The sequence below is a fragment of the Mycobacterium sp. E2238 genome (assembly GCF_001672665.1).
In the GTDB taxonomy this organism is placed as follows: domain Bacteria; phylum Actinomycetota; class Actinomycetes; order Mycobacteriales; family Mycobacteriaceae; genus Mycobacterium.
In genome coordinates, this window is the sequence record NZ_LZKF01000192.1 from 17,386 (window position 1) to 39,396 (window position 22,011).

General features: G+C 68.9%; 23 protein-coding genes. 9 read left to right on the forward strand and 14 right to left on the reverse strand.

Features of this window, described 5'->3' with window-relative positions; all coding sequences use genetic code 11:
- The first annotated feature begins 25 nt into the window (after positions 1 to 25).
- The 4 genes from A5711_RS17640 (at position 26) to A5711_RS17655 (ending at position 3,696) form a co-directional block, all read left to right on the forward strand.
- On the forward strand, positions 26 to 481 hold the full coding sequence (locus tag A5711_RS17640) for a DUF350 domain-containing protein (RefSeq protein WP_067948715.1): 456 nt from the start codon (positions 26 to 28) through the stop codon (positions 479 to 481).
- Complete coding sequence (locus A5711_RS17645; RefSeq protein WP_067948717.1) at positions 478 to 2,064, forward strand: polyamine aminopropyltransferase; 1,587 nt, start codon at positions 478 to 480, stop codon at positions 2,062 to 2,064. The genes A5711_RS17640 and A5711_RS17645 overlap by 4 nt, the downstream gene beginning before the upstream one ends.
- A gap of 374 nt (positions 2,065 to 2,438) precedes the next feature.
- Positions 2,439 to 2,633, forward strand: coding sequence for a hypothetical protein (locus A5711_RS27675; RefSeq protein ID WP_231972138.1), 195 nt, complete (start codon positions 2,439 to 2,441; stop codon positions 2,631 to 2,633).
- A gap of 28 nt (positions 2,634 to 2,661) precedes the next feature.
- On the forward strand, positions 2,662 to 3,696 hold the full coding sequence (locus A5711_RS17655) for a hypothetical protein (protein ID WP_067948721.1): 1,035 nt from the start codon (positions 2,662 to 2,664) through the stop codon (positions 3,694 to 3,696).
- 13 nt (positions 3,697 to 3,709) lie between these two features.
- Here the strand turns inward: A5711_RS17655 and A5711_RS17660 are convergent, their stop codons facing one another.
- From A5711_RS17660 to pdxS, 4 genes are all read right to left on the reverse strand, one after another.
- Positions 3,710 to 4,465, reverse strand: a complete 756-nt coding sequence (locus A5711_RS17660; RefSeq protein ID WP_067948723.1) for a YebC/PmpR family DNA-binding transcriptional regulator — start codon at positions 4,463 to 4,465, stop codon at positions 3,710 to 3,712.
- 214 nt (positions 4,466 to 4,679) lie between these two features.
- On the reverse strand, positions 4,680 to 5,276 hold the full coding sequence (gene pdxT / locus A5711_RS17665) for a pyridoxal 5'-phosphate synthase glutaminase subunit PdxT (RefSeq protein ID WP_067948725.1): 597 nt from the start codon (positions 5,274 to 5,276) through the stop codon (positions 4,680 to 4,682).
- On the reverse strand, positions 5,273 to 6,109 hold the full coding sequence (gene tesB / locus A5711_RS17670; RefSeq protein ID WP_067948727.1) for an acyl-CoA thioesterase II: 837 nt from the start codon (positions 6,107 to 6,109) through the stop codon (positions 5,273 to 5,275). The genes pdxT and tesB overlap by 4 nt, the downstream gene beginning before the upstream one ends.
- Before the next feature lie 8 nt (positions 6,110 to 6,117).
- Positions 6,118 to 6,966 carry a pyridoxal 5'-phosphate synthase lyase subunit PdxS gene (pdxS, locus tag A5711_RS17675; RefSeq protein WP_231972140.1) on the reverse strand — a complete coding sequence of 283 codons (849 nt, stop codon included), beginning with the start codon at positions 6,964 to 6,966 and terminating at the stop codon, positions 6,118 to 6,120.
- A gap of 290 nt (positions 6,967 to 7,256) precedes the next feature.
- Between pdxS and A5711_RS17680 the strand changes: the two genes are divergently transcribed.
- A complete protein-coding gene (locus A5711_RS17680) occupies positions 7,257 to 8,375 on the forward strand; it encodes a PPE family protein (RefSeq protein WP_067948731.1) in 1,119 nt (372 codons plus the stop codon).
- 14 nt (positions 8,376 to 8,389) lie between these two features.
- Positions 8,390 to 9,673, forward strand: coding sequence for a PE-PPE domain-containing protein (locus A5711_RS17685; protein WP_067948733.1), 1,284 nt, complete (start codon positions 8,390 to 8,392; stop codon positions 9,671 to 9,673).
- A gap of 5 nt (positions 9,674 to 9,678) precedes the next feature.
- Here the strand turns inward: A5711_RS17685 and A5711_RS17690 are convergent, their stop codons facing one another.
- The 6 genes from A5711_RS17690 to thrS are packed head-to-tail and all read right to left on the reverse strand — an operon-like array spanning position 9,679 to position 16,025.
- A complete protein-coding gene (locus tag A5711_RS17690) occupies positions 9,679 to 10,704 on the reverse strand; it encodes an NUDIX hydrolase (RefSeq protein WP_067948735.1) in 1,026 nt (341 codons plus the stop codon).
- Entirely contained in the window at positions 10,704 to 11,828 is a 1,125-nt protein-coding gene (locus A5711_RS17695; RefSeq protein ID WP_067948737.1) for a glycosyltransferase family 4 protein, read from the reverse strand. The genes A5711_RS17690 and A5711_RS17695 overlap by 1 nt, the downstream gene beginning before the upstream one ends.
- Complete coding sequence (locus A5711_RS17700; protein WP_369829946.1) at positions 11,828 to 12,802, reverse strand: phosphatidylinositol mannoside acyltransferase; 975 nt, start codon at positions 12,800 to 12,802, stop codon at positions 11,828 to 11,830. Before A5711_RS17700 ends, A5711_RS17695 begins: the two co-directional genes overlap by 1 nt.
- Positions 12,766 to 13,398 carry a phosphatidylinositol phosphate synthase gene (gene pgsA, locus A5711_RS17705; RefSeq protein WP_067948739.1) on the reverse strand — a complete coding sequence of 211 codons (633 nt, stop codon included), beginning with the start codon at positions 13,396 to 13,398 and terminating at the stop codon, positions 12,766 to 12,768. The genes A5711_RS17700 and pgsA overlap by 37 nt, the downstream gene beginning before the upstream one ends.
- Positions 13,395 to 13,967, reverse strand: coding sequence for an HIT domain-containing protein (locus A5711_RS17710; protein WP_067948741.1), 573 nt, complete (start codon positions 13,965 to 13,967; stop codon positions 13,395 to 13,397). Before A5711_RS17710 ends, pgsA begins: the two co-directional genes overlap by 4 nt.
- Positions 13,968 to 13,970: 3 nt before the next feature.
- On the reverse strand, positions 13,971 to 16,025 hold the full coding sequence (gene thrS, locus A5711_RS17715; protein ID WP_067948743.1) for a threonine--tRNA ligase: 2,055 nt from the start codon (positions 16,023 to 16,025) through the stop codon (positions 13,971 to 13,973).
- A gap of 131 nt (positions 16,026 to 16,156) precedes the next feature.
- Here thrS and A5711_RS17720 point away from each other — a divergent pair, with 131 nt between their 5' ends.
- Positions 16,157 to 17,731 carry an MmgE/PrpD family protein gene (locus tag A5711_RS17720; protein ID WP_067948745.1) on the forward strand — a complete coding sequence of 525 codons (1,575 nt, stop codon included), beginning with the start codon at positions 16,157 to 16,159 and terminating at the stop codon, positions 17,729 to 17,731.
- Here A5711_RS17720 and A5711_RS17725 read toward each other — a convergent pair.
- A complete protein-coding gene (locus A5711_RS17725; RefSeq protein WP_067948747.1) occupies positions 17,728 to 18,354 on the reverse strand; it encodes a PaaI family thioesterase in 627 nt (208 codons plus the stop codon). The two genes, A5711_RS17720 and A5711_RS17725, sit on opposite strands and share 4 nt — an antisense overlap.
- 31 nt (positions 18,355 to 18,385) lie before the next feature.
- Entirely contained in the window at positions 18,386 to 19,270 is an 885-nt protein-coding gene (locus tag A5711_RS17730; RefSeq protein WP_067948749.1) for an aldo/keto reductase, read from the reverse strand.
- Between the two features lie 57 nt (positions 19,271 to 19,327).
- On the opposite strand from A5711_RS17730, the gene A5711_RS17735 reads away from it, so the two are divergent.
- Positions 19,328 to 19,828, forward strand: a complete 501-nt coding sequence (locus A5711_RS17735) for a DUF1990 family protein (RefSeq protein WP_067948751.1) — start codon at positions 19,328 to 19,330, stop codon at positions 19,826 to 19,828.
- Positions 19,829 to 19,838: 10 nt separating this feature from the next.
- Here the strand turns inward: A5711_RS17735 and A5711_RS17740 are convergent, their stop codons facing one another.
- Positions 19,839 to 20,276, reverse strand: coding sequence for a DoxX family membrane protein (locus tag A5711_RS17740; RefSeq protein ID WP_067948753.1), 438 nt, complete (start codon positions 20,274 to 20,276; stop codon positions 19,839 to 19,841).
- Between the two features lie 77 nt (positions 20,277 to 20,353).
- Here A5711_RS17740 and A5711_RS17745 point away from each other — a divergent pair, with 77 nt between their 5' ends.
- The gene (locus A5711_RS17745; protein ID WP_197520131.1) at positions 20,354 to 21,058 is read left to right on the forward strand and encodes a metalloregulator ArsR/SmtB family transcription factor; all 705 of its coding nucleotides are present in this window, start codon (positions 20,354 to 20,356) and stop codon (positions 21,056 to 21,058) included.
- A gap of 7 nt (positions 21,059 to 21,065) precedes the next feature.
- Here the strand turns inward: A5711_RS17745 and A5711_RS17750 are convergent, their stop codons facing one another.
- A complete protein-coding gene (locus tag A5711_RS17750) occupies positions 21,066 to 22,007 on the reverse strand; it encodes a nitronate monooxygenase family protein (RefSeq protein WP_067948755.1) in 942 nt (313 codons plus the stop codon).
- Positions 22,008 to 22,011 lie beyond the last annotated feature (4 nt).

The following is a 22,011-nucleotide window of genomic DNA, read 5'->3' on the forward strand; positions in this document are numbered from 1 at the left end:
GCTCACCACCACAAAGGAGAAAACCATGTACCTCGCCGTCGAGATCGGCACCGTCGACCTCAATCCCGTCCTGAAGGGCGCGGTCGCAACGATCCTGTACTTCCTGGTCGGCATGGCAGTGCTGCTTGTCGGGTTCTACGCGGTCGACGTGTTGACCCCGGGCAATCTGCGCCGGCTGGTGTTCATCGACCGTCGCCCCAACGCCGTCATCGTCGCGGGCGCGATGTACATCTCCCTGACCGTGGTCATCATCACCGCGATCGCGAACAGCTATAGCCAGCTGGGCCAGGGGCTCGTCGGCGTGGCGGTGTACGGGCTGATGGGCGTGATCCTGCTGGGGGTGGCGCTGCTCACGATGCACCTGCTGATACCCGGCAGCTTCCACGAGCACATCGACGAGCCGGAGTTGCATCCGGGATCGTTCGCCGTGGCGCTGATATTGCTCGCCGTGGGAGGAGTCACGGCCGCCGCGGTGTCATGACATCCGTTGATCGGCCGGTGCCAGAGGTGAGCCGGCCCGTGGAGCCTTCGGCGCGGTGGCGCGCCGTGCTGCTGGCCGCCGTTGCGGCATGTGCGGCGTCCGGCATCGTCTACGAACTCGCGCTGCTCACGCTGGCGGCGAGCCTCAACGGCGGCGGCATCGTCGCCACGTCACTGATCGTCGCGGGCTACATCGCCGCGCTCGGCGTGGGCGCCCTGGTGGTCAAGCCGCTGCTGGCGCACGCGGCCATCGCGTTCGTCGCGGTGGAGGTGCTGCTGAGCATCGTCGGCGGCCTGTCGGCGGCGGCGCTGTACACGGTGTTCGCATTCATCGACGACGAGTCGATGTGGATGCTGGCGGTGGGCACCGCCCTGATCGGCGGGCTGGTCGGCGCCGAGGTGCCGCTGCTGATGACGATGCTGCAGCGCGGCCGCAGCGGCGAGGCGCCCGAAACCGGCCGGACGCTGGCCAACCTCAACGCCGCCGATTACCTCGGCGCGCTGCTGGGCGGGCTGGTGTGGCCGTTCCTGCTCTTGCCGCAGCTCGGCATGATTCGCGGCGCCGCGGCCACCGGCATCGTCAATCTGCTGGCTGCGGCCGTCGTGGCGATCTTCGTACTGCGCCGGGTCGTTTCGGCCCGACAAATGGCGACGGCGCTGTGTGCACTCGCCGCCGCGCTCGCCCTGCTCGTCACGCTGCTGGCCCGTTCGGCCGACATCGAGACCACGAGCAGACAGCGCCTATACGCCGACCCGATCATCGCCTACCAACACTCCGCCTACCAGGAGATCGTGGTCACCCAGCGCGGTAACGACATGCGCCTGTACCTCGACGGGGGGCTGCAATTCTCCACCCGGGACGAGTACCGCTACACCGAAAGCCTGGTCTACCCCGCGTTCGGGGCGGGCGCGCGATCGGTCCTGGTCCTCGGGGGCGGGGACGGACTGGTGGCCCGCGAGCTACTGCGTCAGTCGGGCGTCACGAGGATCGTGCAGGTGGAGCTCGACCCCGCGGTGATTCAGCTGGCGCGCACCACGATGCGCAGGGCCAACGGCGGGTCGCTGGACAGCCCACGGGTCAGGGTGGTGATCGACGACGCGATGCGCTGGTTGCGCTCCCCGCACCCGGATGTCGTGCCGCCCGGCGGCTTCGACGCGGTCATCGTCGACCTGCCCGACCCCGACACCCCGGTCCTGGGCCGGCTGTATTCGACCGAGTTCTACGCACTCGTCGGACACGCGCTCGCCGAAAACGGCCTTCTGGTCGTGCAGGCGGGCAGCCCGTTCTCGACGCAGACCGCGTTCTGGCGCACCGCCTCGTCGATCCGCGCGGCCGGCTACGCGGTGACGCCCTACCACGTGTATGTGCCGACGTTCGGTGACTGGGGTTTCGTGCTGGCGCGCCGCGGGGGCAGTGCGCCCACACCCACCGTGCCGCCCAACGCGCCCCCGCTGCGCTTCCTGAACCAGCACGTCCTCGACGCCGCGACGGTGTTTCCCGACGACACTCGCCCCCGCCCGCTCGAGCCCTCGACGCTGGACAATCCGCGCATCGTCGAGGACATGCGGCACGGCTACGACTAGGGCCGTTTCGAAATTCGACGGCGCTTTTAGCGTCCCGCGGCGCACACTGAGCAGCGAGCGCCGGAGATCTCGCGGTTTCTGGTGTTGGGATCGGTAGCCCACCGATACCGGTGTACTTGCAAGGCGACGCCACCTAGGCGACCCGCCGGACGCAAGCCGAAGGAACGCACATGAATATCGCCAGAAAAGTGTTGCGGGCTGCGGCGGGCCTGGTTCTCTCAGTCGGCCTTGCAATCGCAGGTATCGGACTGGCCCAGGGCATCGCGCATGCCAACAAGGGCCCGTTCACTTGGTGTCCAGGGCAGTCAATGGAGTGGCCGAGCGGGCCGAATTCGTCCCGCGGTGTCGCACAGAACTACGTCTGGGATATGTCTGTGTGCCACACGTGGTACATCGTCGCCGACGGGTGGGGGAACGTTCCGCGGATCGCCCTCAACGGACAGCCGACGCTGCAAAGTTCACACACCTGGGACGGCGACAATCCGCCGCCCGACAATCCCTCGGGTGTGAATTGCGGCCCGGGTTGGTGCCCCGTGCCGCCGCACTACGACCCGGGGTTCCACGGATAAGCCGGTGACGGGCGAGCAAGGAGTCGACATGAGTGTCAACGGAGAGTCTTCCGCGTCGCGCCCGTTCGTGGCGTCCTGCTCGATCTACTCGCCCAATTGGGCCAAACTGACCGGCAAGCGCGCGACGATCTACATCCAGATCGGCTTTTGGGCGATCGTTTGGAGTGTTGTGCTGATGATGGTCGGACGCACCTTTGGCAACTCGCGCGGCTCCCACCGGTCCTTCCCGAACGTTCCCGGCCCGGTGATCGCCTACGGCTGGCTCGCGTTGTTGGCCGTTTTGGGGCTCGCCCTCGGCGCCCTGTTCCTTTGGCGATGGCGCCGCAAGTACCACCTAGACGTCACATCCGAGGGACTCACGATCGACGGCGCTCGGGGCGATTTCTACTCATTCGCTGACGCCGAGCTAGGCCTGTGGGCGAGTACGGGACTGGCGCTTCATCTGCGGCGCGGCCGCCATCAATTCATTCTCGGCGGACGTGACTGCCGGATTGGCCCGACGACACCTCTCAGTGCCCCGCCGGCGCCGCTCGTCGATGCCTGGTTGTCCCAGCCGGAGTTCGTCGCGATGTTGTCCCTGAGCGGCCGCTGGCGCGGCTTGGCTGTGGGCGAACCCGCACCGGGAGATCCGGCTCGCTGTGTGCTGTTTCCGAACCCCTTGTTGATCCAGCAGATGGGGCCGTTTGCGCTGATGAAGAAACAGCGATTGGCGCAATCGCTGTCGCAGCCGCAGCTGTTCGTCGACGTCGATGACGACACGATCCGGGTGATCGACGCGGACAGCAACGCGCTCACCGCCTCGGCCTCGCTTTCGCAGGTGACCGCGACCAGGGCCACCTACCGGCTCGACGATGTTGCCGGCCAGTACTTTTCGACGATGCCCGCTGTGACCCTAGGCATTCCCGGCAGCCAACCACTGACCATCGGATGCCGCGACTTCAGCGGGCTTCAGCAGCGATTCCTATGGAGCGACAACGTGGCCGTGATTCACGACCCTCCGGCTTATGCGGTCTCGGGCGCCGACTGGATGACGCTGACAGGAAGGCTCGACTTGGCCTCGTAATGCGGCCCGCCCCTCAGTCCTCGTCGAGAGCGGCCAGCACCTCATCGGACAGGTCGACGTTGGTCCAGACGTTCTGCACGTCGTCGCTGTCCTCTAGGGCGTCGACGAGCTTGAACACCTTTCGGGCGCCGTCGACGTCCACCGGCACGCTGACCGAAGGCTGGAAGCTGGCCTCGGCGGACTCGTAGTCGATACCGGCGTCCTGCAACGCCGTCCGCACCGCCACCAGGTCGGTCGGCTCCGAGATGACCTCGAAGCTGTCGCCGAGGTCGTTGACGTCCTCGGCGCCGGCGTCGAGAACCGCCGTCAGCACGTCGTCTTCGGTGAGCCCGTTCTTCTCCAGGGTGACGACGCCCTTGCGGGTGAAGAGATACGAGACCGAGCCGGGATCGGCCATGGTGCCGCCGTTGCGGGTCACCGCCACCCGGACCTCGCCGGCCGCGCGGTTGCGGTTGTCGGTCAGGCATTCGATCAGCACCGCCACGCCGTTGGGCCCGTAGCCCTCGTACATGATCGTCTGGTAGTCGGCGCCGCCGGCTTCCTCGCCTGCGCCGCGCTTGCGGGCACGCTCGATGTTGTCGTTGGGCACCGAGGTCTTCTTCGCCTTCTGGATGGCGTCGTAGAGCGTCGGGTTGCCCGCTGGGTCCCCACCGCCGGTCCGGGCGGCGACCTCGATGTTCTTGATGAGCCGGGCGAATTCCTTGCCGCGGCGCGCGTCTTTGACGGCCTTTTGGTGCTTGGTGGTGGCCCACTTGGAATGGCCGCTCATGGGTGTCTCTTACCTCTTCTGTCTCCGAAAGTTCGCCAGACGAGTCTACGTGGACGGCTGGCGGAGATTGCCCGGCCGCTCCCCTCACGGCCCGGCCGCCCCAGCAGTCACAAGAACACAGGGATATGCGCCTTCCCGAAATTGATATCGCCCGCGCTATCAATTTCCGGGGTCACATCATCACCCGAAAGCTGGTGCTGATGTGACTGATGGGTCAGGCGGTGCCGTTGACGATGTCCACGAAGAGCTGGTGGACGCGCCGGTCGCCGGTCACCTCGGGATGAAACGCCGTCGCCAGCTTCGCGCCCTGCCGCACCGCGACCGTGTGTCCCGACGCTTCGGCCAGCGCCTGCACGTCGTCGCCGGCCCGCTCCACCCACGGGGCGCGGATGAACACCGCGCGCACCGGGCCGTCCAAACCGGCGAACGGGATGTCACCCTCGAACGAGTCGACTTGCCGCCCAAAGGCGTTGCGCCGCACTGTCATATCGATCGCACGCAGGGGCAGCGCCTCCCGGCCGCCCGCGCCGGCGTCGAGGATCTCACTGGCCAGCAGAATCATCCCGGCGCAGGCGCCATAGGCCGGCAGCCCGTCGGCCAGCAGCCCGCGCAGCGGCTCCAACAGGTCGAGGTCGAGCAGTAGGTGGCTCATCGTGGTGGATTCGCCACCGGGAATGACCAGCCCGTCGACCTTCCCCAGCTCCGCGCGGCGCCGCACCGGCATCGACTCGGCCCCGGCTTCGCGCAGCGCCGCCAGGTGCTCGCGAGTATCGCCCTGCAGCGCCAGCACGCCGATCAGGGGACCGCTCACGACTGAAATCCGCGCGGGAAGCGGGTCAGCCCCTCCTGCATGACCGCCGCCACCATCTCGCCGGACTGGCTGAAGATCTTGCCCTGGCACAACGAGCGACCACCGCTGGCCGACGGCGACGACTGGTCATACAGCAGCCACTCGTCGGCCCGGAACGCGCGCATGAACCACATCGCGTGGTCCAGCGACGCCACCTGCAGATGCTCGCGGACGTCGAGGTGGTTGACCTGCGCCGACCCCAACAAGGTGAGGTCGCTCATGTAGGCCAGCGCGCAGATGTGCAGCACCGGGTCGTCGGGCAGCGGGTCGCGATGGCGGAACCACACCTGCTGCTGGGAGGCCTTGCCGGGCGACAGCTGCAGGCGCTCGCGCGGCACGATGCAGACGTCCCACTCCTCGAACTGCTTGAAGCCGGCGTCGTCGAACACCTTGATCGAGTCCAGGCCGGGCAGCCCGTCGGGCGGCGGCGCGGCCGGCATGACGTCCTGGTGGTGGATGCCCTCCTGGTCGGTCTGGAAGGACGCCCCCATGCTGAAGATGATCTCGCCGTGCTGGATGGCGTTGACGCGCCGGGTGGCGAAGGAGCCGCCGTCGCGGGTGCGCTCGACGATGAAGACCGTGGGCTCGTTGGCGTCCCCGGGCCGCAGGAAGTAACCGTGCAGCGAGTGCACCTGGTAACGGGGGTCGACCGTGCGCACCGCCGAGACCAGCGACTGCCCGGCCACGTGGCCACCGAACGTGCGCTGGAAATATCCCGACTCGGGGCTGAACACCCGACCGCGGTAGATGTTGACCTCGAGTTGCTCGAGATCGAGGATCTCTTCGATCGCCACGGACTGTTTTACCAGCCGCGTTCGGCCAGCCGGTGGGGCTGAGCGAGCTGCTCGACGTTGATGCCCACCATCGGCTCGCCGAGGCCGCGCGACACCTTGGCCAGCACATCCGGGTCGTCGTAGAACGTGGTGGCCTTGACGATGGCGGCGGCGCGCTGCGCGGGATCCCCCGACTTGAAGATCCCCGACCCGACGAAGACGCCCTCGGCTCCGAGCTGCATCATCATCGCCGCGTCGGCGGGGGTGGCGATGCCGCCCGCGGTGAACAGGGTGACGGGCAGCTTGCCGGCCCGGGCCACCTCGACGACGAGGTCGTAGGGCGCCCGCAATTCCTTTGCGGCTACATACAATTCGTCTTCCGACATCGAGGTCAGCCGCCGGATCTCGCCACCGATCGCCCGCATGTGCGTGGTCGCGTTGGAGACGTCTCCGGTCCCGGCCTCGCCCTTGGACCGGATCATCGCCGCGCCTTCGCTGATGCGGCGCAGCGCCTCGCCCAGATTGGTCGCCCCGCACACGAACGGCACGGTGAACTTCCACTTGTCGATGTGGTGGGCGTAGTCCGCGGGGGTCAGCACCTCGGACTCGTCGACGTAGTCGACGCCGAGGCTCTGCAGGATCTGCGCCTCGACGAAGTGCCCGATGCGCGCCTTGGCCATCACCGGGATCGTCACGGCGGCGATGATGCCCTCGATCATGTCGGGGTCGCTCATCCGCGACACGCCGCCCTGGGCGCGGATGTCGGCGGGCACCCGCTCCAGCGCCATCACCGCGACGGCGCCGGCGCCCTCCGCGATGCGGGCCTGCTCCGGGGTGACGACGTCCATGATGACGCCGCCCTTGAGCATTTCGGCCATGCCGCGCTTGACGCGCGCGGTTCCGGTTCGTCCGCTGCCGTTGGGTGACGCGGCGGTATCCACTGCTGATCTCCTTCAACCGTTGTCGACCCAGTCTAGTGGGGGCCGAAACGAGTTTTCCGACTGTGGGACTCACAAGAGGGGCCGATTGGCCCTAGGCCCGTAAATCGACCCCTTGCTACACACACTTGATCGTTAGTTTGCTCACACCCGTGGATACGGGCGCGACGAAAAGCGTGGCCACCTAGTTGCGGTACGGCGGCCGCCGACCTGGCTGAGGAGGGGTCGGGATGGTGCCGGATTTTGGGCTGTTGCCGCCCGAGATCAACTCCGGATTGATGTATGCCGGTCCGGGTGGGGGGTCCATGCTGGCCGCCGCGGCCGCCTGGGTCGGGTTGGCCGCCGAGTTGGGGTGGGCGGCGTCCTCGTATGCGGCGGTCATCTCGGCACTGACGAGCGGGCCGTGGCTGGGTCCGTCGGCCGTCGCGATGGCCGCCGCGGCCAGCCCGTTCGTCACCTGGTTGGCGGCGACGGCGGTGCAGGCCGAGCAGGTGTCGACCCAGGCGACGGCGGCGGCCGCCGCCTACGAGGCGGCGTTCGCGATGACGGTGCCCCCGCCCGTGATCGCCGCTAACCGCGCTCAGCTGATGGCGTTGATCTCGACGAACTTCTTCGGCCAGAACACCCCGGCGATCATGGCCACCGAGGCGCACTACTCCGAGATGTGGGCCCAGGACGCCACCGCGATGACCGCCTACGATGCCAGCACGCTGGCAGTGGGGGCGCAGTTGACGTCGTTCGCCGAACCGCCCGACGGCCTCGGCCCCGCGCCTCAAGCCGCGGCATCGGTGGCGGATCAGGCGCAATCGGCCATGTCGGACGCGCAGCTGATGTCGTCGCTGTTTCAGTCGTTTGGGCTCTCCCCGTCGTCGACTTCGGGGCTGTCGCCGCTGGAGATGCTCTCGATGGGCGGCGAGTTCGCCATGCAACCCATGAGCATGCTCGTCAGTCAGGTCCTGGGCCAGTTCATGGGTGGCGCCAATCCGTTGATGAGCAGCGCCGTCGCCGGCATGCCGTCCATGGGGTCGGCCTTGGCCTCCGCCGGTTCCGCCGTTGGGGCGCAGGCCCCGTCACAGCTGGGCGCTCCCGCGGTGTTGGTGCAGGCGGGCAGGGCGGGTTCCATTGGGGCGCTGTCGGTTCCGCCGGGCTGGGCCACCGAGGTGGAGGCGCCCACGTCGACTGCTCCGGTTGCCGGCGTGCCGACCGCCGGCGTGAGTCAAGTGGCGCCGAGCGTGCCGAGAGTGCCGTTCAAGCCGGCGGTTACCCCGTCCGGGCGCGGGATTGCCGGGGTGAATCCGGCGACCGAGGCGCCGCGCTCCGGTGTGCTGGCGCGCCCGGTGGTCGGCTAGTCGGGGGCGATGCGATGTCGTTCGTGATCACGGCCCCGGAGACGCTGGCAGCGGCCGCCGGAGATTTGCAGGGCATCGGTTCGGCGATAGCGGCCGCGGACGGGGCGGTGGCCACCCCGACGACCATGGTGTTCCCCCCGGCCGCGGATGCGGTGTCCGTCCGCACCGCGGCGCTGTTCGCGACGTTCGGCCAGCACTATCAGGAGATCGGCGCGCGGGCGGAGGCGTTTCATCAGCGGTTCGTGCAGTCGTTGATCGACAGCAGCGATTCGTATGCCCAGGCGGAGGCCTCCAACGCGGCCGCCACGCAACTGGCGCCGACCCTGCCCTCGCAGCAGACGGTGAGCGGAAGCTTGGGCCTGGCAAGCCAATTGCAAAGCACGCCGACGACGACGTCGTCGAGCAACATCGCGTTGATCATGGGCGGCACCGGAAACCCGCAACCCACCCCGTCCTACGTGAGTTCCGTCTACGGCACCTACATCGCCCCGCATTACCCCGGCTACACGCCGGTGGGCCTGACCACTCCCGAGGACTTCTGGCCCGTCACCGGGCTCACCAGCGAAACCTTCGGGCAGTCGGTCCGGCAGGGCGTCTCGATACTCAACAGCGCCATTCTGAGCGAGACCGGTGCGGGCAATCACGTTGTCGTATTGGGCTATTCGCAGAGCGCCACGATTGCCACCCTCGAAATGCGCTATCTCGACGCCCTGCCCGCGGCCATCCGGCCGAGTTCGGACCTGTTGTCGTTCGTGCTGCTCTCCGACCCGAACGTTCCCGGCACCGGCATCCTCACGCACTTCATCCCCGGCTTTGGCGCGTTTCACGTCGTGACTCCGGTGGACACCCTCTACCAGACCGCCATCTACACGCTCCAATACGACCCCATCGCGTACTTCCCGCGGAGCATCTTCAACATCGGGGCGGACCTCAACGCCCTCTTGGGTTTTCCCTACCTGCACTCGACATATCCGACGCTCACCGCCGCGCAGCTTGCCACCGCCATCCAGACACACATCGGCGTGACCACCTACTATCTGATTCCCCAGAACCTGCCGCTGCTGGACCCGCTGCGGATGATCCCCATCCTGGGGAATCCGCTCGCCGACCTGCTCCAGCCCTTCCTTCAGCCGTTCATCGACTTCGGTTATGCCACCGGGCTACCCGGACCCTTCCAATCCATCTCGTTCGCCACCGCCTCCGGCCTGACTCCGGTTGCGGCGCAAGCAATTCCGGAATCGCTCGCCGCCGCATTGAGCGCGCCGACCGACTTCGGCGTCCCATTCGACCGGCTATAGCGCGGTCAGCGGATCGATTGCAGCGGTCCCGGCGCCCGGCCGCCGGCGAGCGCGGCCGCGTCGGTGAGCAGTTCGGACAGCTGCATCGGGTACACCGTCTCGCCGGCCGCGGCCAGTCGGACGATCTCGGCGGCATCACACCAGCGGTGGCCGTGGATGTAGCTGCGTTCCAGGTCCGTTCGGTCCGCGACGGATGGCTCGAACCGCTGGGTGCGGTGGACGAAGTAGAACTCTTCGCTGTCGATCAAAGCGCCGTTGAACTCGAACACCTCGTCGCGCCGCCACACCGGGCCGACCATCTCTGCCGGCGCGACTCGTAACCCGGTCTCTTCGGCCAACTCCCGGGCGGCGGCCTCGGCCAGCCGCTCCCCCTTGCGCACCTCGCCGCCCACCGTTATCCACCAGCTCGGCGCGTGCTCCCGGGCGATTGCGGGATCCGAACCGCGCAGCAGCAGCACCGCGCCGGTCTCGTCGAGCAGCACCACGCGCGCCGACGTGCGGTGGCTGAGCACCCCGTGGTCGCCGTGTGCCAGCGCATGCGGCCGCTCGACGATCTCGAAATAGCTTGGCAGCGCGGCGGTCCCGCCCAGACGGAGCGTCCGCACCAGGAATCGCTCGCGCAGTGCCAGGGTGTCTCGCACGGCGTCGTTGTGGAAGCGGCGGGCCAGCACCACCCGGGCCTCGGCGTCGGCCAGCTCGGCGATCAGCCCGGCCGGCAGCGACGCCGGATCGACGATCGCCAGCGCGGCCGAGAGCTCGTTCTCGCACGACTCGCGCGCCTGCCGCGGCGCGGCCTCGGCGGCGTCGGCCAGCGCGGCCAGCCGCCTGCCCTCCGAGGCGCCGCCGTACGCGTCGATGGCGACCGCACGCGCGACGACCGCGCGCCGCGCCAGCGCACCGTCGAGCGCCTGCCACGACAGGTCGTAGCGGACGTGCAGCCGGTCCAGCCGGTTGGCCGTCTGATAGGCCCAGGCGCCCAATATCGCGAGGAGCCCCACGAGGATCGCGATGGGGACGATCAGCCACGACATCAGCTCGCCACCTCGACCTTGGCGCCGGACGCGGCGACCGTCTCGTAGACCCGCATGATCTGGCTGGCCACCACCGACCAGTCGTAGCGCTGGACCGCGGCCGAACCGGCCGCCACGTAGCGTTCGCGCAGCACATCGTTTTCTAGCACCGAAACCAGGGCATCCGCGAGCGCTACGCCGTCGCCGACCGGCACCAGGCACCCGACCTCGCCGTCACACAGCACGCGCCGGAAGGCGTCCAGGTCGCTGGCCACCACCGCGGTGCCGGCGGCCATCGCCTCGACCAGGACGATGCCGAAGCTCTCGCCGCCAAGGTGCGGCGCGCAGTACACGTCGGCGCTGCGCATCGCCGAGGCCTTCCCGGCGTCGTCGACCTGACCCAAGAAGCGGATGTGCTTCACCAATTCGCCCGCCTGGCCGCGCAATTCGTCCTCGTCGCCGCGGCCGACGACGAGCAGCTGCACGTCCGGCAAGCGCTGGACCACCCCGGGCAGGGCGTCGAGCAGCACCGACATGCCCTTGCGGGGCTCGTCGTAACGGCCCAGGAACAGCACCGTCTTGCCCGGCCGCGGGTAGCCCTCGAGTCGCGGCGCCTTGGCGAACGAGTCGACGTCCACCCCGTTGGGGATCTCCACCGCGTCGGTGCCCAGCGCCTCCATCTGCCAGCGCCGGGCCAGGTCGGATACCGCGATACGGCCGACGATCTTCTCGTGCATCGGGCGCAGGATGCCCTGAAACACCGTCAGCGTCAGCGACTTCGTGGTTGAGGTGTGAAACGTCGCAACGATCGGCCCCGCGGCGATGTTCAGGGCCAGCATCGACAGGCTCGGCGCGTTCGGCTCGTGCAGGTGAAGGACGTCGAAATCGCCTTCGGCAAGCCACTTTTTGACCTTGCGGTGAGTGGCCGGGCCGAACCGCAGCCGGGCCACCGAGCCGTTGTAGGGAATGGGGACGGCCTTGCCGGCGGACACCACGTAGTCCGGCAACGCCGCGTGGGGCGAGGCCGGCGCCAGGACGCTCACCTCGTGGCCGCGCCTGCGCATCACCTCGGCCAGCTGCAGGACGTGCGACTGCACCCCGCCCGGCACGTCGAACGAGTATGGGCAGACCATCCCGATTCGCATCAGGTCTCCCTGAGCCGCGCCTGTTTGGCGTCGGACAGGTCGGCCAGCCACTGGGGTTGCAGCATGTGCCAGTCCTCGGGGTGGGCGGCGATGTTCTCGGCGAACCGGTCGGCCAGCGCCTGGGTGATGGCCTGCACATCGCCGCTGCTGCAGTCCAGCGGCGGCTGGATCCAGACCCGCGAACCGTCGTCGGCGAACCAGCAGTGCGAGGGCAGCAGCGCCGCCCCGGTCTCGATCGCCAGCTTCGCCGGCCCGGCGGGCATCCGGGTGGGTTCGCCGAAGAAGTCGACCTCGACGCCGGAGCGGGTGAGGTCACGTTCGGCCATCAGGCAGACCACCCGGTTGTCCCGCAGCCGGTCACAGAGCACCTCGAAGGGCGGCCGGTCGCCGCCGGACAGCGGCAGCACCTCGAAGCCGAGGCTTTCCCGGTAGTCGATGAAACGCCGATACAGCGATTCGGGCTTGAGCCGCTCGGCGACGGTGGTGAAGGTGCCCCGCGTCTGCGCCAGCCACACCCCGGCCATGTCCCAGTTGCCGCTGTGCGGCAACGCGCAGACCGCCCCGCGGCCCTTCGCCAGCGCCGCGTCCAGGTTGTCCGCACCCTTGAATGTCTCGTCGAGCTGGCGGGCGACCGCGCGAAGATCCATCCCCGGCAGGCGGAACGCCTCACGCCAGTAGCGGGCGTAGGAGGCCAGCGAGGCCCGCATCAGCGCATCGGGCACCTCGGCGGGCGGCACGCCGATGACGCGGGCCAGGTTCTTGCGCAATTGGTCCGGGCCGCCGCCGCGGGCCGCGTAGCGCGCCCCCGCCCCGAATGCGGTGCGCGCGGCGAATTCCGGCATCGCCCGCACGGCCATCCAGCCGGCCGCATACCCCCAGTCGCTCGCGGTGCCGGATGCCAGGCGCCGGGGGGTGCCGATCAAATTCAGGCCCGGGATCACGGCATGCGCTCCGTCGCGCCGGGCGAGGTCCACACGGTGCGCAACCGCTGCACGCAGGTGACCACGCTGGCCACCGCCAGCAGCCACATCGCCACCGCCAGGGCGGGCGGCCAGGCGACGAAGGGGAAGTCGGACACGCCGGCACCTACCAGCACGATGATCAACCTTTCCGGGCGTTCGATGATGCCGCCGTCGCCGCGCAGTCCGCTGGCTTCGGCGCGCGCCTTAATGTAGGAGATGACCTGTGACGTGACGAGGCAGATCAGCGTCGCCACCGTCAGCAGCTTGTCGTGCAGGCCGAACGCGATCCACCACAGCAGCCCGCAGAACACCGCGCCGTCGCTGATCCGGTCGCACGTGGCGTCCAGCACGGCGCCGAAACGGGTGCCGCCCCCGCGCTCCCGGGCCATCGCCCCGTCGAGCATGTCGAACAGCACGAAGAACCACACCACCAGCGTGCCGATGAAGAGCTTGCCCATCGGGAAAAGGATCAGCGCCCCCGCCACGGCGACGATGGTGCCCAGGATGGTGACCGCGTCGGGGGTCAGACCCAGCCGCAGGCACGCCCGGGCGGTCGGAGTGGTGAGCCGCGCGAACGCCGCCCGCGACAGGAACGGCACCTTACTCATGGCTGTCGTGCCCACTCGGTGGCCAGCAGCCGCCGGGTTTCGCGCAGCAACTGCGGGATCACCTTCGACCCCCCGATGATGGTGATGAAGTTCGCGTCGCCGCCCCAGCGCGGCACGACGTGCACGTGCAGGTGTTCGGCCAGTGACCCGCCCGCCGACGTCCCGAGGTTGAGCCCGACGTTGAATCCGTGCGGCCGCGACACGTTCTTGATGACGCGAATTGCCTTCTGGATGAAGGCCATCAACTCCGCGCTCTCGTCCTCGGTGAGGTCCTCGAGCTCGGACACCCGCCGGTACGGCACCACCATCAGGTGCCCGGGGTTGTACGGGTACAGGTTGAGGACGGCGTAGACGAGCTCGCCGCGGGCGACCACCAGGCCTTCCTCGTCGGACAGTCGCGGGATGTCGGTGAACGGCTGCTCGGTCTTGCCCGAGGAGTTGGGGTCGCGCTTCATCGGCGCCTCGGCCAGATAGTTCATCCGGTACGGCGTCCACAGGCGCTGCAGGTGGTCACTTTGGCCGACGCCCGTGTCCAGGATGGTGTCGTCGGCGCGTTCCTCTTCGGTCATTGTCTACTCACCGCCGGTCACCTTTACGAGTTCGGCTGTGGGAGCGGCATTTTGGCGATCGGCGACCCAAGCCACGATGGCGTCGACGGCGCTGTCCCGTGGCGCGCCGTTGATCTGCGTGCGGTCACCGAAGCGGAAGCTGACGGCATCGGCCTCGACGTCGCGGTCGCCGGCCAGCAGCATGAACGGGACGCGCTGGTTGGTGTGGTGGACGATCTTCTTGGCCATCCGGTCGTCGCTGGCGTCCACCTCCACCCGCACACCCTGCGATTTGAGCTGCGCGGCAACGCTTTCCAGGTAGGGCACGTGTTCGTCGGCGACCGGGATGCCGACCACCTGCACGGGCGCCAGCCACGCCGGGAACGCGCCGGCGTAGTGCTCGGTGAGGATGCCGAAGAACCGCTCGATGGACCCGAACAACGCGCGGTGGATCAGCACCGGCCGCTGACGCGAGCCGTCGGCGGCGGTGTATTCCAGCTCGAAGCGTTCCGGCATGTTGAAGTCGAGCTGGATGGTCGACATCTGCCAGCTCCGGCCCAGCGCGTCCTTGACCTGCACCGAGATCTTCGGGCCGTAAAACGCCGCGCCGCCGGGGTCGGGGATCAGCTCCAGCCCGGAGGCCACGCCGACGTCGCGCAGGACCTCGGTGGCCTCGTCCCATAGCTCGTCGGAACCGGAGTACTTCTCCGGGTCCTTGGTGGACAGCTCCAGGTAGAAGTCGTCGAGTCCGTAGTCGGCCAGCAGGTCGAGCACGAAATGCAGCACCGACGCCAGCTCGTCGCGCATCTGCTCGCGCGTGCAGTAGATGTGCGCGTCGTCCTGCGTCATGCCGCGCACCCGGGTCAGGCCGTGCACCACGCCGGATTTCTCGTAGCGGTACACGCTGCCGAACTCGAAGAGCCGCAACGGAAGTTCGCGATACGACCGTCCGCGCGACCGGTAGATCAGGTGGTGCATCGGGCAGTTCATCGGCTTGAGGTAGTAGTCCTGGCCGGGCTTGCGCACCGTGCCGTCCTCGTTGAACTCGGCGTCGAGATGCATCGGCGGGTACATTCCGTCGGCGTACCACTCCAGGTGACCCGACGTGACGTACAGCTGCGCCTTGGTGATGTGCGGAGTGTTGACGAATTCGTACCCGGCCTCGATGTGCTTGCGCCGCGAGTACTCCTCCAGCTCCCTGCGCACGACGCCGCCCTTGGGGTGGAAAACCGCCAGCCCGGAACCGATTTCGTCGGGGAAGCTGAACAGGTCCAGCTCGGTGCCCAGCTTGCGGTGGTCGCGGCGCTGCGCTTCCTCGAGCAGCTCGAGGTGGCGGTCCAGCGCCTCCTGGGATTCCCACGCGGTGCCGTAAATGCGTTGCAGGCTGGCGTTTTTCTGGTCGCCCCGCCAGTAGGCGGCGGAACTTCGGGTCAGCTTGAACGCCGGGATGTGCTTGGTGGTCGGGATGTGCGGCCCGCGGCACAGGTCGCCCCAAACCCTTTCCCGGCTGCGGGGATTGAGGTTGTCGTAGGCGGTGAGCTCGTCGCCACCCACCTCCATGATGTCGGGGTCGCCGGACTTGTCATCGACGAGTTCCAGCTTGTACGGCTCGTTGGCCAACTCCGAGCGCGCCTGGTCCTTGGACTCATAAACGCGCCGCTCGAACAGCTGCCCCTCTTTGACGATCTGGCGCATCCGCTTTTCCAGCGCCGCCAGATCCTCGGGCGTGAACGGCTCCGCCACGTCGAAGTCGTAGTAGAAGCCATCGGTGATGGGCGGCCCGATGCCCAACTTGGCGTGCGGGAACATGCCCTGGACGGCCTGGGCCAGCACGTGCGCGGCCGAATGCCGGATGACACTGCGCCCCTCGTCGGTGTTGGCCGCCACCGGGACGACCTCGACGTCGGCCTCGGGCACCCAGCTCAGGTCGCGCAACCTGCCGTCGGCGTCGCGCACCACCACGATCGCGTCCGGGGAACCCCGGCCCGGCAGCCCCGCCTCCCGCACCGCGGCGGCCGCGGTAGTGCCGGCAGGAACCCGGATCGGGGCTTGCGGCGTGAGCTGTGCGGCGGCACTCATCGGGTCAATTCTCCAGGCTTTGGACATCTCGGAACGATCGCGACCATGCTATCCGTGTGGCCGACCACCACCCCACACCGCCGGGCCACCACTGATTGACCCCTCGATCGAACTGCGCCTACCGTGCCAGCGTGGTCACCACCATCGAACGGTTGGCCGGGTGGGCCGCTGACCTGCGTCTCGAGGACGTCCCCGACACCGTGGTCGACCTGTGCCGCACCCAGCGCCGATCCGTGTTCGCGGCCACGGCCGCGTCGGCCCGCGACGCCGCGTCACGGCGCGTGCTCGCCGGCGTCGAGAGCTGGGCCGGCGACGGCCCCGCGGCGGTGCCGGGATTACACCGATCCGTCGCCGTCGACGACGCCCTCTACGCCGCGGCCGCGTTGTCGATCGCGCTCGACTTCGACGACTACATGTGCTTCGCGCACGCCGGCCACTCCGCCGTATGGGTACCGGTCCTCCTCGCGGCCGAGACCGGCGCCCCGGCGGCCGAGCAATTGGCCGCCCAGGTCGCGGCCAACGAGCTCGAGGCCCGCTTGGGCGGCGCCTGCATGCTGGGGCCGCTCAACGGTCAGCTGTGGTCGTTCGTGCATGCCGCCGGAGCCGCCGTCAGCGCCGGACGTCTGCTTGGACTCGATGCGCGCCGGCTGGCACATGCCCTGGCCCTTGCTCTCTACCAGGCTCCGCGCGCCACCGTCCCGGGGTTCATGGCCCCCGATTCGAAGCTGCTGACGGCCGCGGAACCGACACTGGCCGGCGTCCGGGCCGCCCGCCTGGCCGCCAACGGCGTCACCGGCCCACTGGATGCCCTCGACCACCCACAAGGCTTCTTCGATGCGTTCTCCTACGCGCCGCTGCCCGCACTTCTGGGCGGGCTTGGCTCCGGTTGGGCGACACGGACTCTGAGCGTCAAGCGGTATCCGGGCTGCGCGTATGTCGACACGACCGTCGACGCGCTGCACGAACTCGGGCCGCCGCCGGCCGCGGACGTCGCGTCGGTGGTCGTCGATGCGGGCGTGCTGACGTGCGGGATGGACGCCCTGTCGCACGGGTACACGGCCGGCCGCACGCCCACCCCGGTGACCATCAACTTCTCGATCCCGTGGACCGTTGCCGCCACTCTTGTCGCCGGCCGGCTCACACCGGACGAGGTCAACGAGGAATGGCTGGCCGGCCACCACCGCGAGCTCGCCGACGTCGCCGCACGGGTGTCGTTGCGGCACGACTGGTCGCTCACCTTGCGTACGGCCGAGGCGATGGCGCCGCTTCTTCCGGTTCGCGCTATGACAGTCGGCACGCCAGCCCGCCGGCTGCTCGCCGCCGTCCGGCGAACTCGCAAGGAACACAAGGGCGTTCGCTTCGCCCTCGGCGACTCGGTCGCCCTACTCCGCGCGCTGCGCGATGGTGGAATCGGGGCGGCCGGACGAGCGGCGACAGGACAGTTGTGGGCGCCGGCAGCGCTGGACGCATTCACCATGACCTTCCCGGCCCGGGTACGGGTGAGGTTGCGCGACGGACAGGAGTTGGCGGCCGAATGCGGTGTTCCCCGCGGCGGCGCCGGCAATGTGAAAACCAGTCCCGACGCCGTCAGCCGCGAAAAGCTGTTGGCGAGTGGACCTGCCGTGTGGGGCCAAGAGCGGACTGCCGACATCTTCGAGGCGATTGACGCCGACGCCGCCGACCTGTGGCGCTTGCTGGGCCGTTAGGGCTGACCCGGCTTGAGCCGCACGAACAGGGCGTCGGCTTCGGTCAGCAGCGTGTCACCGTCGGTCAACCGGCCGGACACGAAGATCTTGCGCCCGTCCACCCGGTCGATGCCGGCGTCGAACCGCAATTCCTTCTCGATCGGCACGATGCGGCGGTAGTCGATCTTCAGGTAGGCCGTGCGCTGGTAGGGGCCCCCGGTGAGCACCGAGGACGTCAGCCCCAGCACGCTGTCGAACAGCATTCCCAGGCAGCCGCCGTGCACGGCACCGTTGCGGCCCAGGTGAAACCGGGCGAACCGGGCCGAACCCTGGATGCGGCCGTCGTCGGTCTTGCGGGCCTTCATGGGCACCGACAGGATGTTGCCGCGCATCGGCAGGTCCATGCGACGCCCCGACGGGGACTCCCACTCGTCGGCGTCGAACGGGCTCAGCAGCGCCGACACCTTGTCCAGCAGGTTGGCGGCCTCGGTGATCACCGCGTCGGGGGCGTCGACGGCGCGGGCGTGGTCCTGCAGGGTGCGCACGGCATCGATGAACCTGCCGTAGTCGGGCCCGCCCTTGGTCGTCGGCTCCGGTGGGTTGAACCCGCCGCCGGGGTGCTGCTGATGTTCCGCCACCAGCACACCGTATTGCGCGGCCGAAGGGGCGGCGCGGTCAGACCGTCTGTTGAGCCCCGGCCGCTGAGAGGGTGTCGAACTCGTCGTCGGACAGCGTGATCTCGGCGGCGGCGACGTTCTCCTCCAGGTGAGCCACCTTCGAGGTGCCCGGAATCGGCAGCATCACCGGCGACCGTTTCAGCAACCACGCCAGCGCCAGTTGCGACGGAGTCGCGTGGTGCTCACCGGCGATGCGCTGCAGCGGGCCGTCGGGGGCGGCCAGCGGCCCGGCGGCCAGTGGGAACCACGGGATGAAACCGATGCCCTGTCGGGTGGCGGCGTCCAGCAGCGGTTCGGCGCCCCGGGCGGACAGGTTGTACATGTTCTGCACCGACACGATCTCGGTGGTCCGCTGGGCCTCCGAGAGTTGGTCGACGTTGATCTCGGACAGACCGATGTGGCGGATCTTGCCCTCGTTCTTCAGGGTCAGCAGCTCGCCCACCTGGTCGGCCAGCGGGAAGTCGCGGTCGATGCGGTGCAGCTGGAACAGGTCGATGGTGTCGACGCCCAGGCGGCGCAGGCTCATCTCGCATTCCTGGCGCAGATAGCTCGGGTTGCCCAGCGGGATCCAGACGTCCGGCCCGGTGCGCAGCAGCCCCGCCTTGGTCGCGATGACCAATCCGTCGTAGGGGTGCAGCGCCTCGCGAATGATGTCCTCGGATATGTAGGGGCCGTAGGAGTCCGCGGTGTCGATGAAGTTCACGCCCAGTTCGACGGCGCGGCGCAAAACCCGGACGCATTCGTCGCGATCGGCGGGCGGGCCCCAGACACCCTTGCCGGTCAGGCGCATGGCGCCGAACCCGAGCCGGTTGATGGTCAAGTCGCCGCCGAGGGTGAAGGTTCCGGACGCTTGTGCAACAGTTTTCGAGTTTTGTGCGGTCACTTTTACGACCGTACGCCGGAAATGTCGCCGCGCACCTCGGCGTGGCAAGCTGGGCGGGTGGACTTAGCAGCGCTCGAGGAACTCCCGCTGACCTATCCCGAGGTGGGGGCGACCGCATCCGGCAACTTGCCCGCGGGATACGGCCACCTGCACACGGAGACTCAGATCGGCACGGGCCAGCAGCGCTTCGAGCGGGCCGCCGACGCCGTCATGCGCTGGGGCATGCAGCACGGGGCGGGGTTGCGGGTGCGCGCCAGCTCCGACGTCGCCGAGGTCGGCACAGTTGTGGTGGTGCGCATGGGTTTTCTGCCCGCGCCATGCCGGGTTGTGTATGTCGTCGACGAGCCCGACATCCGCGGATTCGCCTACGGGACATTGCCGGGACATCCGGAGTCCGGCGAGGAGCGCTTCGTCGTCCGGCGTGACCCCGCCACCTCCGCGGTGTTCGCGGAGGTGACGGCGTTCTCGCGGCCCGCGACCTGGTGGAGCAAGGCCGCCAGGCCAGTGGTGGCGGTGGCCCAGCGCGTCATCGCCAAGCGCTATCTGCGCGGGGTCTGAGCCTGGCAGGCTATCGGCGCCCGATGCTGCCGGTGTGCACGCCCTGCGCCAGCCGGGCGAGCGCGATGGCGCCGACCAGCAAACCGAAGTCGCGCAGCGCCACGTCGTAGAAGCCCGGCCCGGTGACGAGGTCGATGATGATCCCGGCCAGCCACGCGGCGACCACCCATGCGCCGAACCGCGGCACGACGGCGACCAGCACGCCGGCCACGATCTCGATGACCCCCACCAGATACATGCACTGATCGGCGGTCCCGGGCACCAGGTCGTTGATCCAGCCGGCCAGGTACATGCTCCAGTGATGCGGGTGGGTCAGCACGTTGAAGAACTTGTCCAGCCCGAAGACGATGGGCGCGATGGTGAAAACCGTGCGCAGGGCGTAGTACGCCGACAGCGCCGGGTCCTTCAACTGAGCGGAGAGCGCCGGGGTGGCGTTGGTGGTGCTCATGGAATCCTCCTCTAACAGACAATAATTTGAACGTTAGAAGCTGTAGACTGTAGCGTCAAGAGTTTTATCCGTTAGAAATGGCTGCCGACGTGGACGACGACTCCCTGAAGCGCGACGCCGCGGGCATCGGGGCGCTCGCCGACCCGGTGCGACGTGAGCTCTACCGGTTCGTGTGCGCCCAGTCGGCGCCGGTGAGCCGCGACCAGGCGGCCGACGCCGTCGGGATTGCGCACCACCAGGCCAAGTTTCACCTGGATCGGTTGACCGCCGACGGCCTGCTGGAAAGCGACTACGCGCGCGTCACGGGCCGATCCGGGCCGGGCGCGGGGCGGACGTCCAAGCTGTACCGCCGGGCGAGCCGCGACATCGCCGTCAGCCTCCCCCAGCGCGAATACGAACTGGCGGGACGCTTGATGGCAAAAGCCATCGCCGAGTCGTCCTCCACCGGCGCGCCCGTTGCCGAGGTCCTCAACGGCGTCGCCCACGACTACGGGCAGACCATCGCCGCCACGCCGCGCCGGCCCGCCAGCGCCGCCGCCGGACTCAAGCTCGCCGTCAAGGTCTTGAGCAGGTACGGCTACGAACCCCGCGCCGTCGGCCGCAGGATCGAACTCGCCAACTGCCCGTTCCACGCGCTCGCGCAGGAGCAGACCGAGCTGGCCTGCAACATGAGCCACGCCCTGATCACCGGCGTCGCCGATGCCCTGGCGCCGCACGGTCCCGACGCCCAGCTGTGCCCGGGGCCCGACCGCTGTTGCGTCGTGCTCACCCCCGGCGGCTAGGCGGACGCTAGGAGCCCCAGACGCTCAGCAGACGCTCTGCGCCCGAACACATTTCGTCGATCACCTCTGCCACCGACGCGTCGTCGCGGATCATCCCGACGCCCTGACCGGCGTCCACGGGGGCCACCCGGCGGTCGTCGGCGGCGATGGAGGCCGCGAGGTCGTCGCAGGCCTGCGGGTTGAGCGTGTCCTCTTTACCCGTCCAACGCTCGACGAAGTCGTTGGTCAGCACCCGGGACGGGAACCGCGCGGGCCACGGCCGGGCCTGGGCGACGTCGAAGGCCCGGGTGACGGCGGTGTCGGTGGCCCGGGCCGCGATCAGCGCGCGGCGGCTGCCTTCGCCGGAGAGCGCCTCCGGACACGCGGCCAGGCGGGTTCCCACCCACGCCCCGCTCGCACCGGCGGCCAGCACGGCGGCCAGGCTGCGCGCCGAAGCGACACCGCCGCCCGCGAGGACCGGCACCGAGACGGCGTCCAGCACGGTGTCGAGCAACGGCAGCGTCGCGAGCTTCGTCTCGCCGTGACCGCCACCCTCGGACCCCCGGGCGACCAGGATGTCGACGCCGGCATCGGCCGCCTGGCGCGCCCCGGCGCCGTCGTAAACCTGTGTGGCGGTGGGGATCCCGGCGTCGTGCGCCTTTGCGACCCAGGACCAGTCGGTCCCGAAACTGACTGACAGCAGGGCCGGCCGAGCCGCCAGCGCATCCTCGAGCAGCCCCGCCTCGGTGCGCATCACCCAATCGACCAGGCCGATGCCGAACGTTCCCTGCACGTGCTGCAGCTGGCTTTGCAGCAGTTCCCTCGTGGCGACGCTGCCCATGCCGACCATGCCCAGGCCACCGGCCGCGGTCACCGCCGCGGCCAGCCGGCCCCCGGCGACGCCGCCCATGGGCGCGTTGACGATCGGTACCCGCAACCCGAATTCCCTTGACCAGGGCGTGGAAAGCATCCGG

What these genes read in the sequence shown, in the direction of transcription:
- A5711_RS17695 (WP_067948737.1), bottom strand. Translation starts at nt 11,828, where the DNA reads ATGCGAATCGGGATGGTCTGCCCATACTCGTTCGACGTGCCGGGCGGG.
- A5711_RS17680 (WP_067948731.1), top strand. Translation starts at nt 7,257, where the DNA reads ATGGTGCCGGATTTTGGGCTGTTGCCGCCCGAGATCAACTCCGGATTG.
- A5711_RS17655 (WP_067948721.1), top strand. Translation starts at nt 2,662, where the DNA reads ATGAGTGTCAACGGAGAGTCTTCCGCGTCGCGCCCGTTCGTGGCGTCC.
- A5711_RS17710 (WP_067948741.1), bottom strand. Translation starts at nt 13,967, where the DNA reads ATGACCGAAGAGGAACGCGCCGACGACACCATCCTGGACACGGGCGTC.
- A5711_RS17685 (WP_067948733.1), top strand. Translation starts at nt 8,390, where the DNA reads ATGTCGTTCGTGATCACGGCCCCGGAGACGCTGGCAGCGGCCGCCGGA.
- A5711_RS17640 (WP_067948715.1), top strand. Translation starts at nt 26, where the DNA reads ATGTACCTCGCCGTCGAGATCGGCACCGTCGACCTCAATCCCGTCCTG.
- pgsA (WP_067948739.1), bottom strand. Translation starts at nt 13,398, where the DNA reads ATGAGTAAGGTGCCGTTCCTGTCGCGGGCGGCGTTCGCGCGGCTCACC.
- A5711_RS17745 (WP_197520131.1), top strand. Translation starts at nt 20,354, where the DNA reads ATGGCTGCCGACGTGGACGACGACTCCCTGAAGCGCGACGCCGCGGGC.
- pdxS (WP_231972140.1), bottom strand. Translation starts at nt 6,966, where the DNA reads ATGGCCGAAATGCTCAAGGGCGGCGTCATCATGGACGTCGTCACCCCG.
- A5711_RS17660 (WP_067948723.1), bottom strand. Translation starts at nt 4,465, where the DNA reads ATGAGCGGCCATTCCAAGTGGGCCACCACCAAGCACCAAAAGGCCGTC.
- A5711_RS17740 (WP_067948753.1), bottom strand. Translation starts at nt 20,276, where the DNA reads ATGAGCACCACCAACGCCACCCCGGCGCTCTCCGCTCAGTTGAAGGAC.
- A5711_RS17690 (WP_067948735.1), bottom strand. Translation starts at nt 10,704, where the DNA reads ATGTCGTGGCTGATCGTCCCCATCGCGATCCTCGTGGGGCTCCTCGCG.
- A5711_RS17750 (WP_067948755.1), bottom strand. Translation starts at nt 22,007, where the DNA reads ATGCTTTCCACGCCCTGGTCAAGGGAATTCGGGTTGCGGGTACCGATC.
- A5711_RS17645 (WP_067948717.1), top strand. Translation starts at nt 478, where the DNA reads ATGACATCCGTTGATCGGCCGGTGCCAGAGGTGAGCCGGCCCGTGGAG.
- thrS (WP_067948743.1), bottom strand. Translation starts at nt 16,025, where the DNA reads ATGAGTGCCGCCGCACAGCTCACGCCGCAAGCCCCGATCCGGGTTCCT.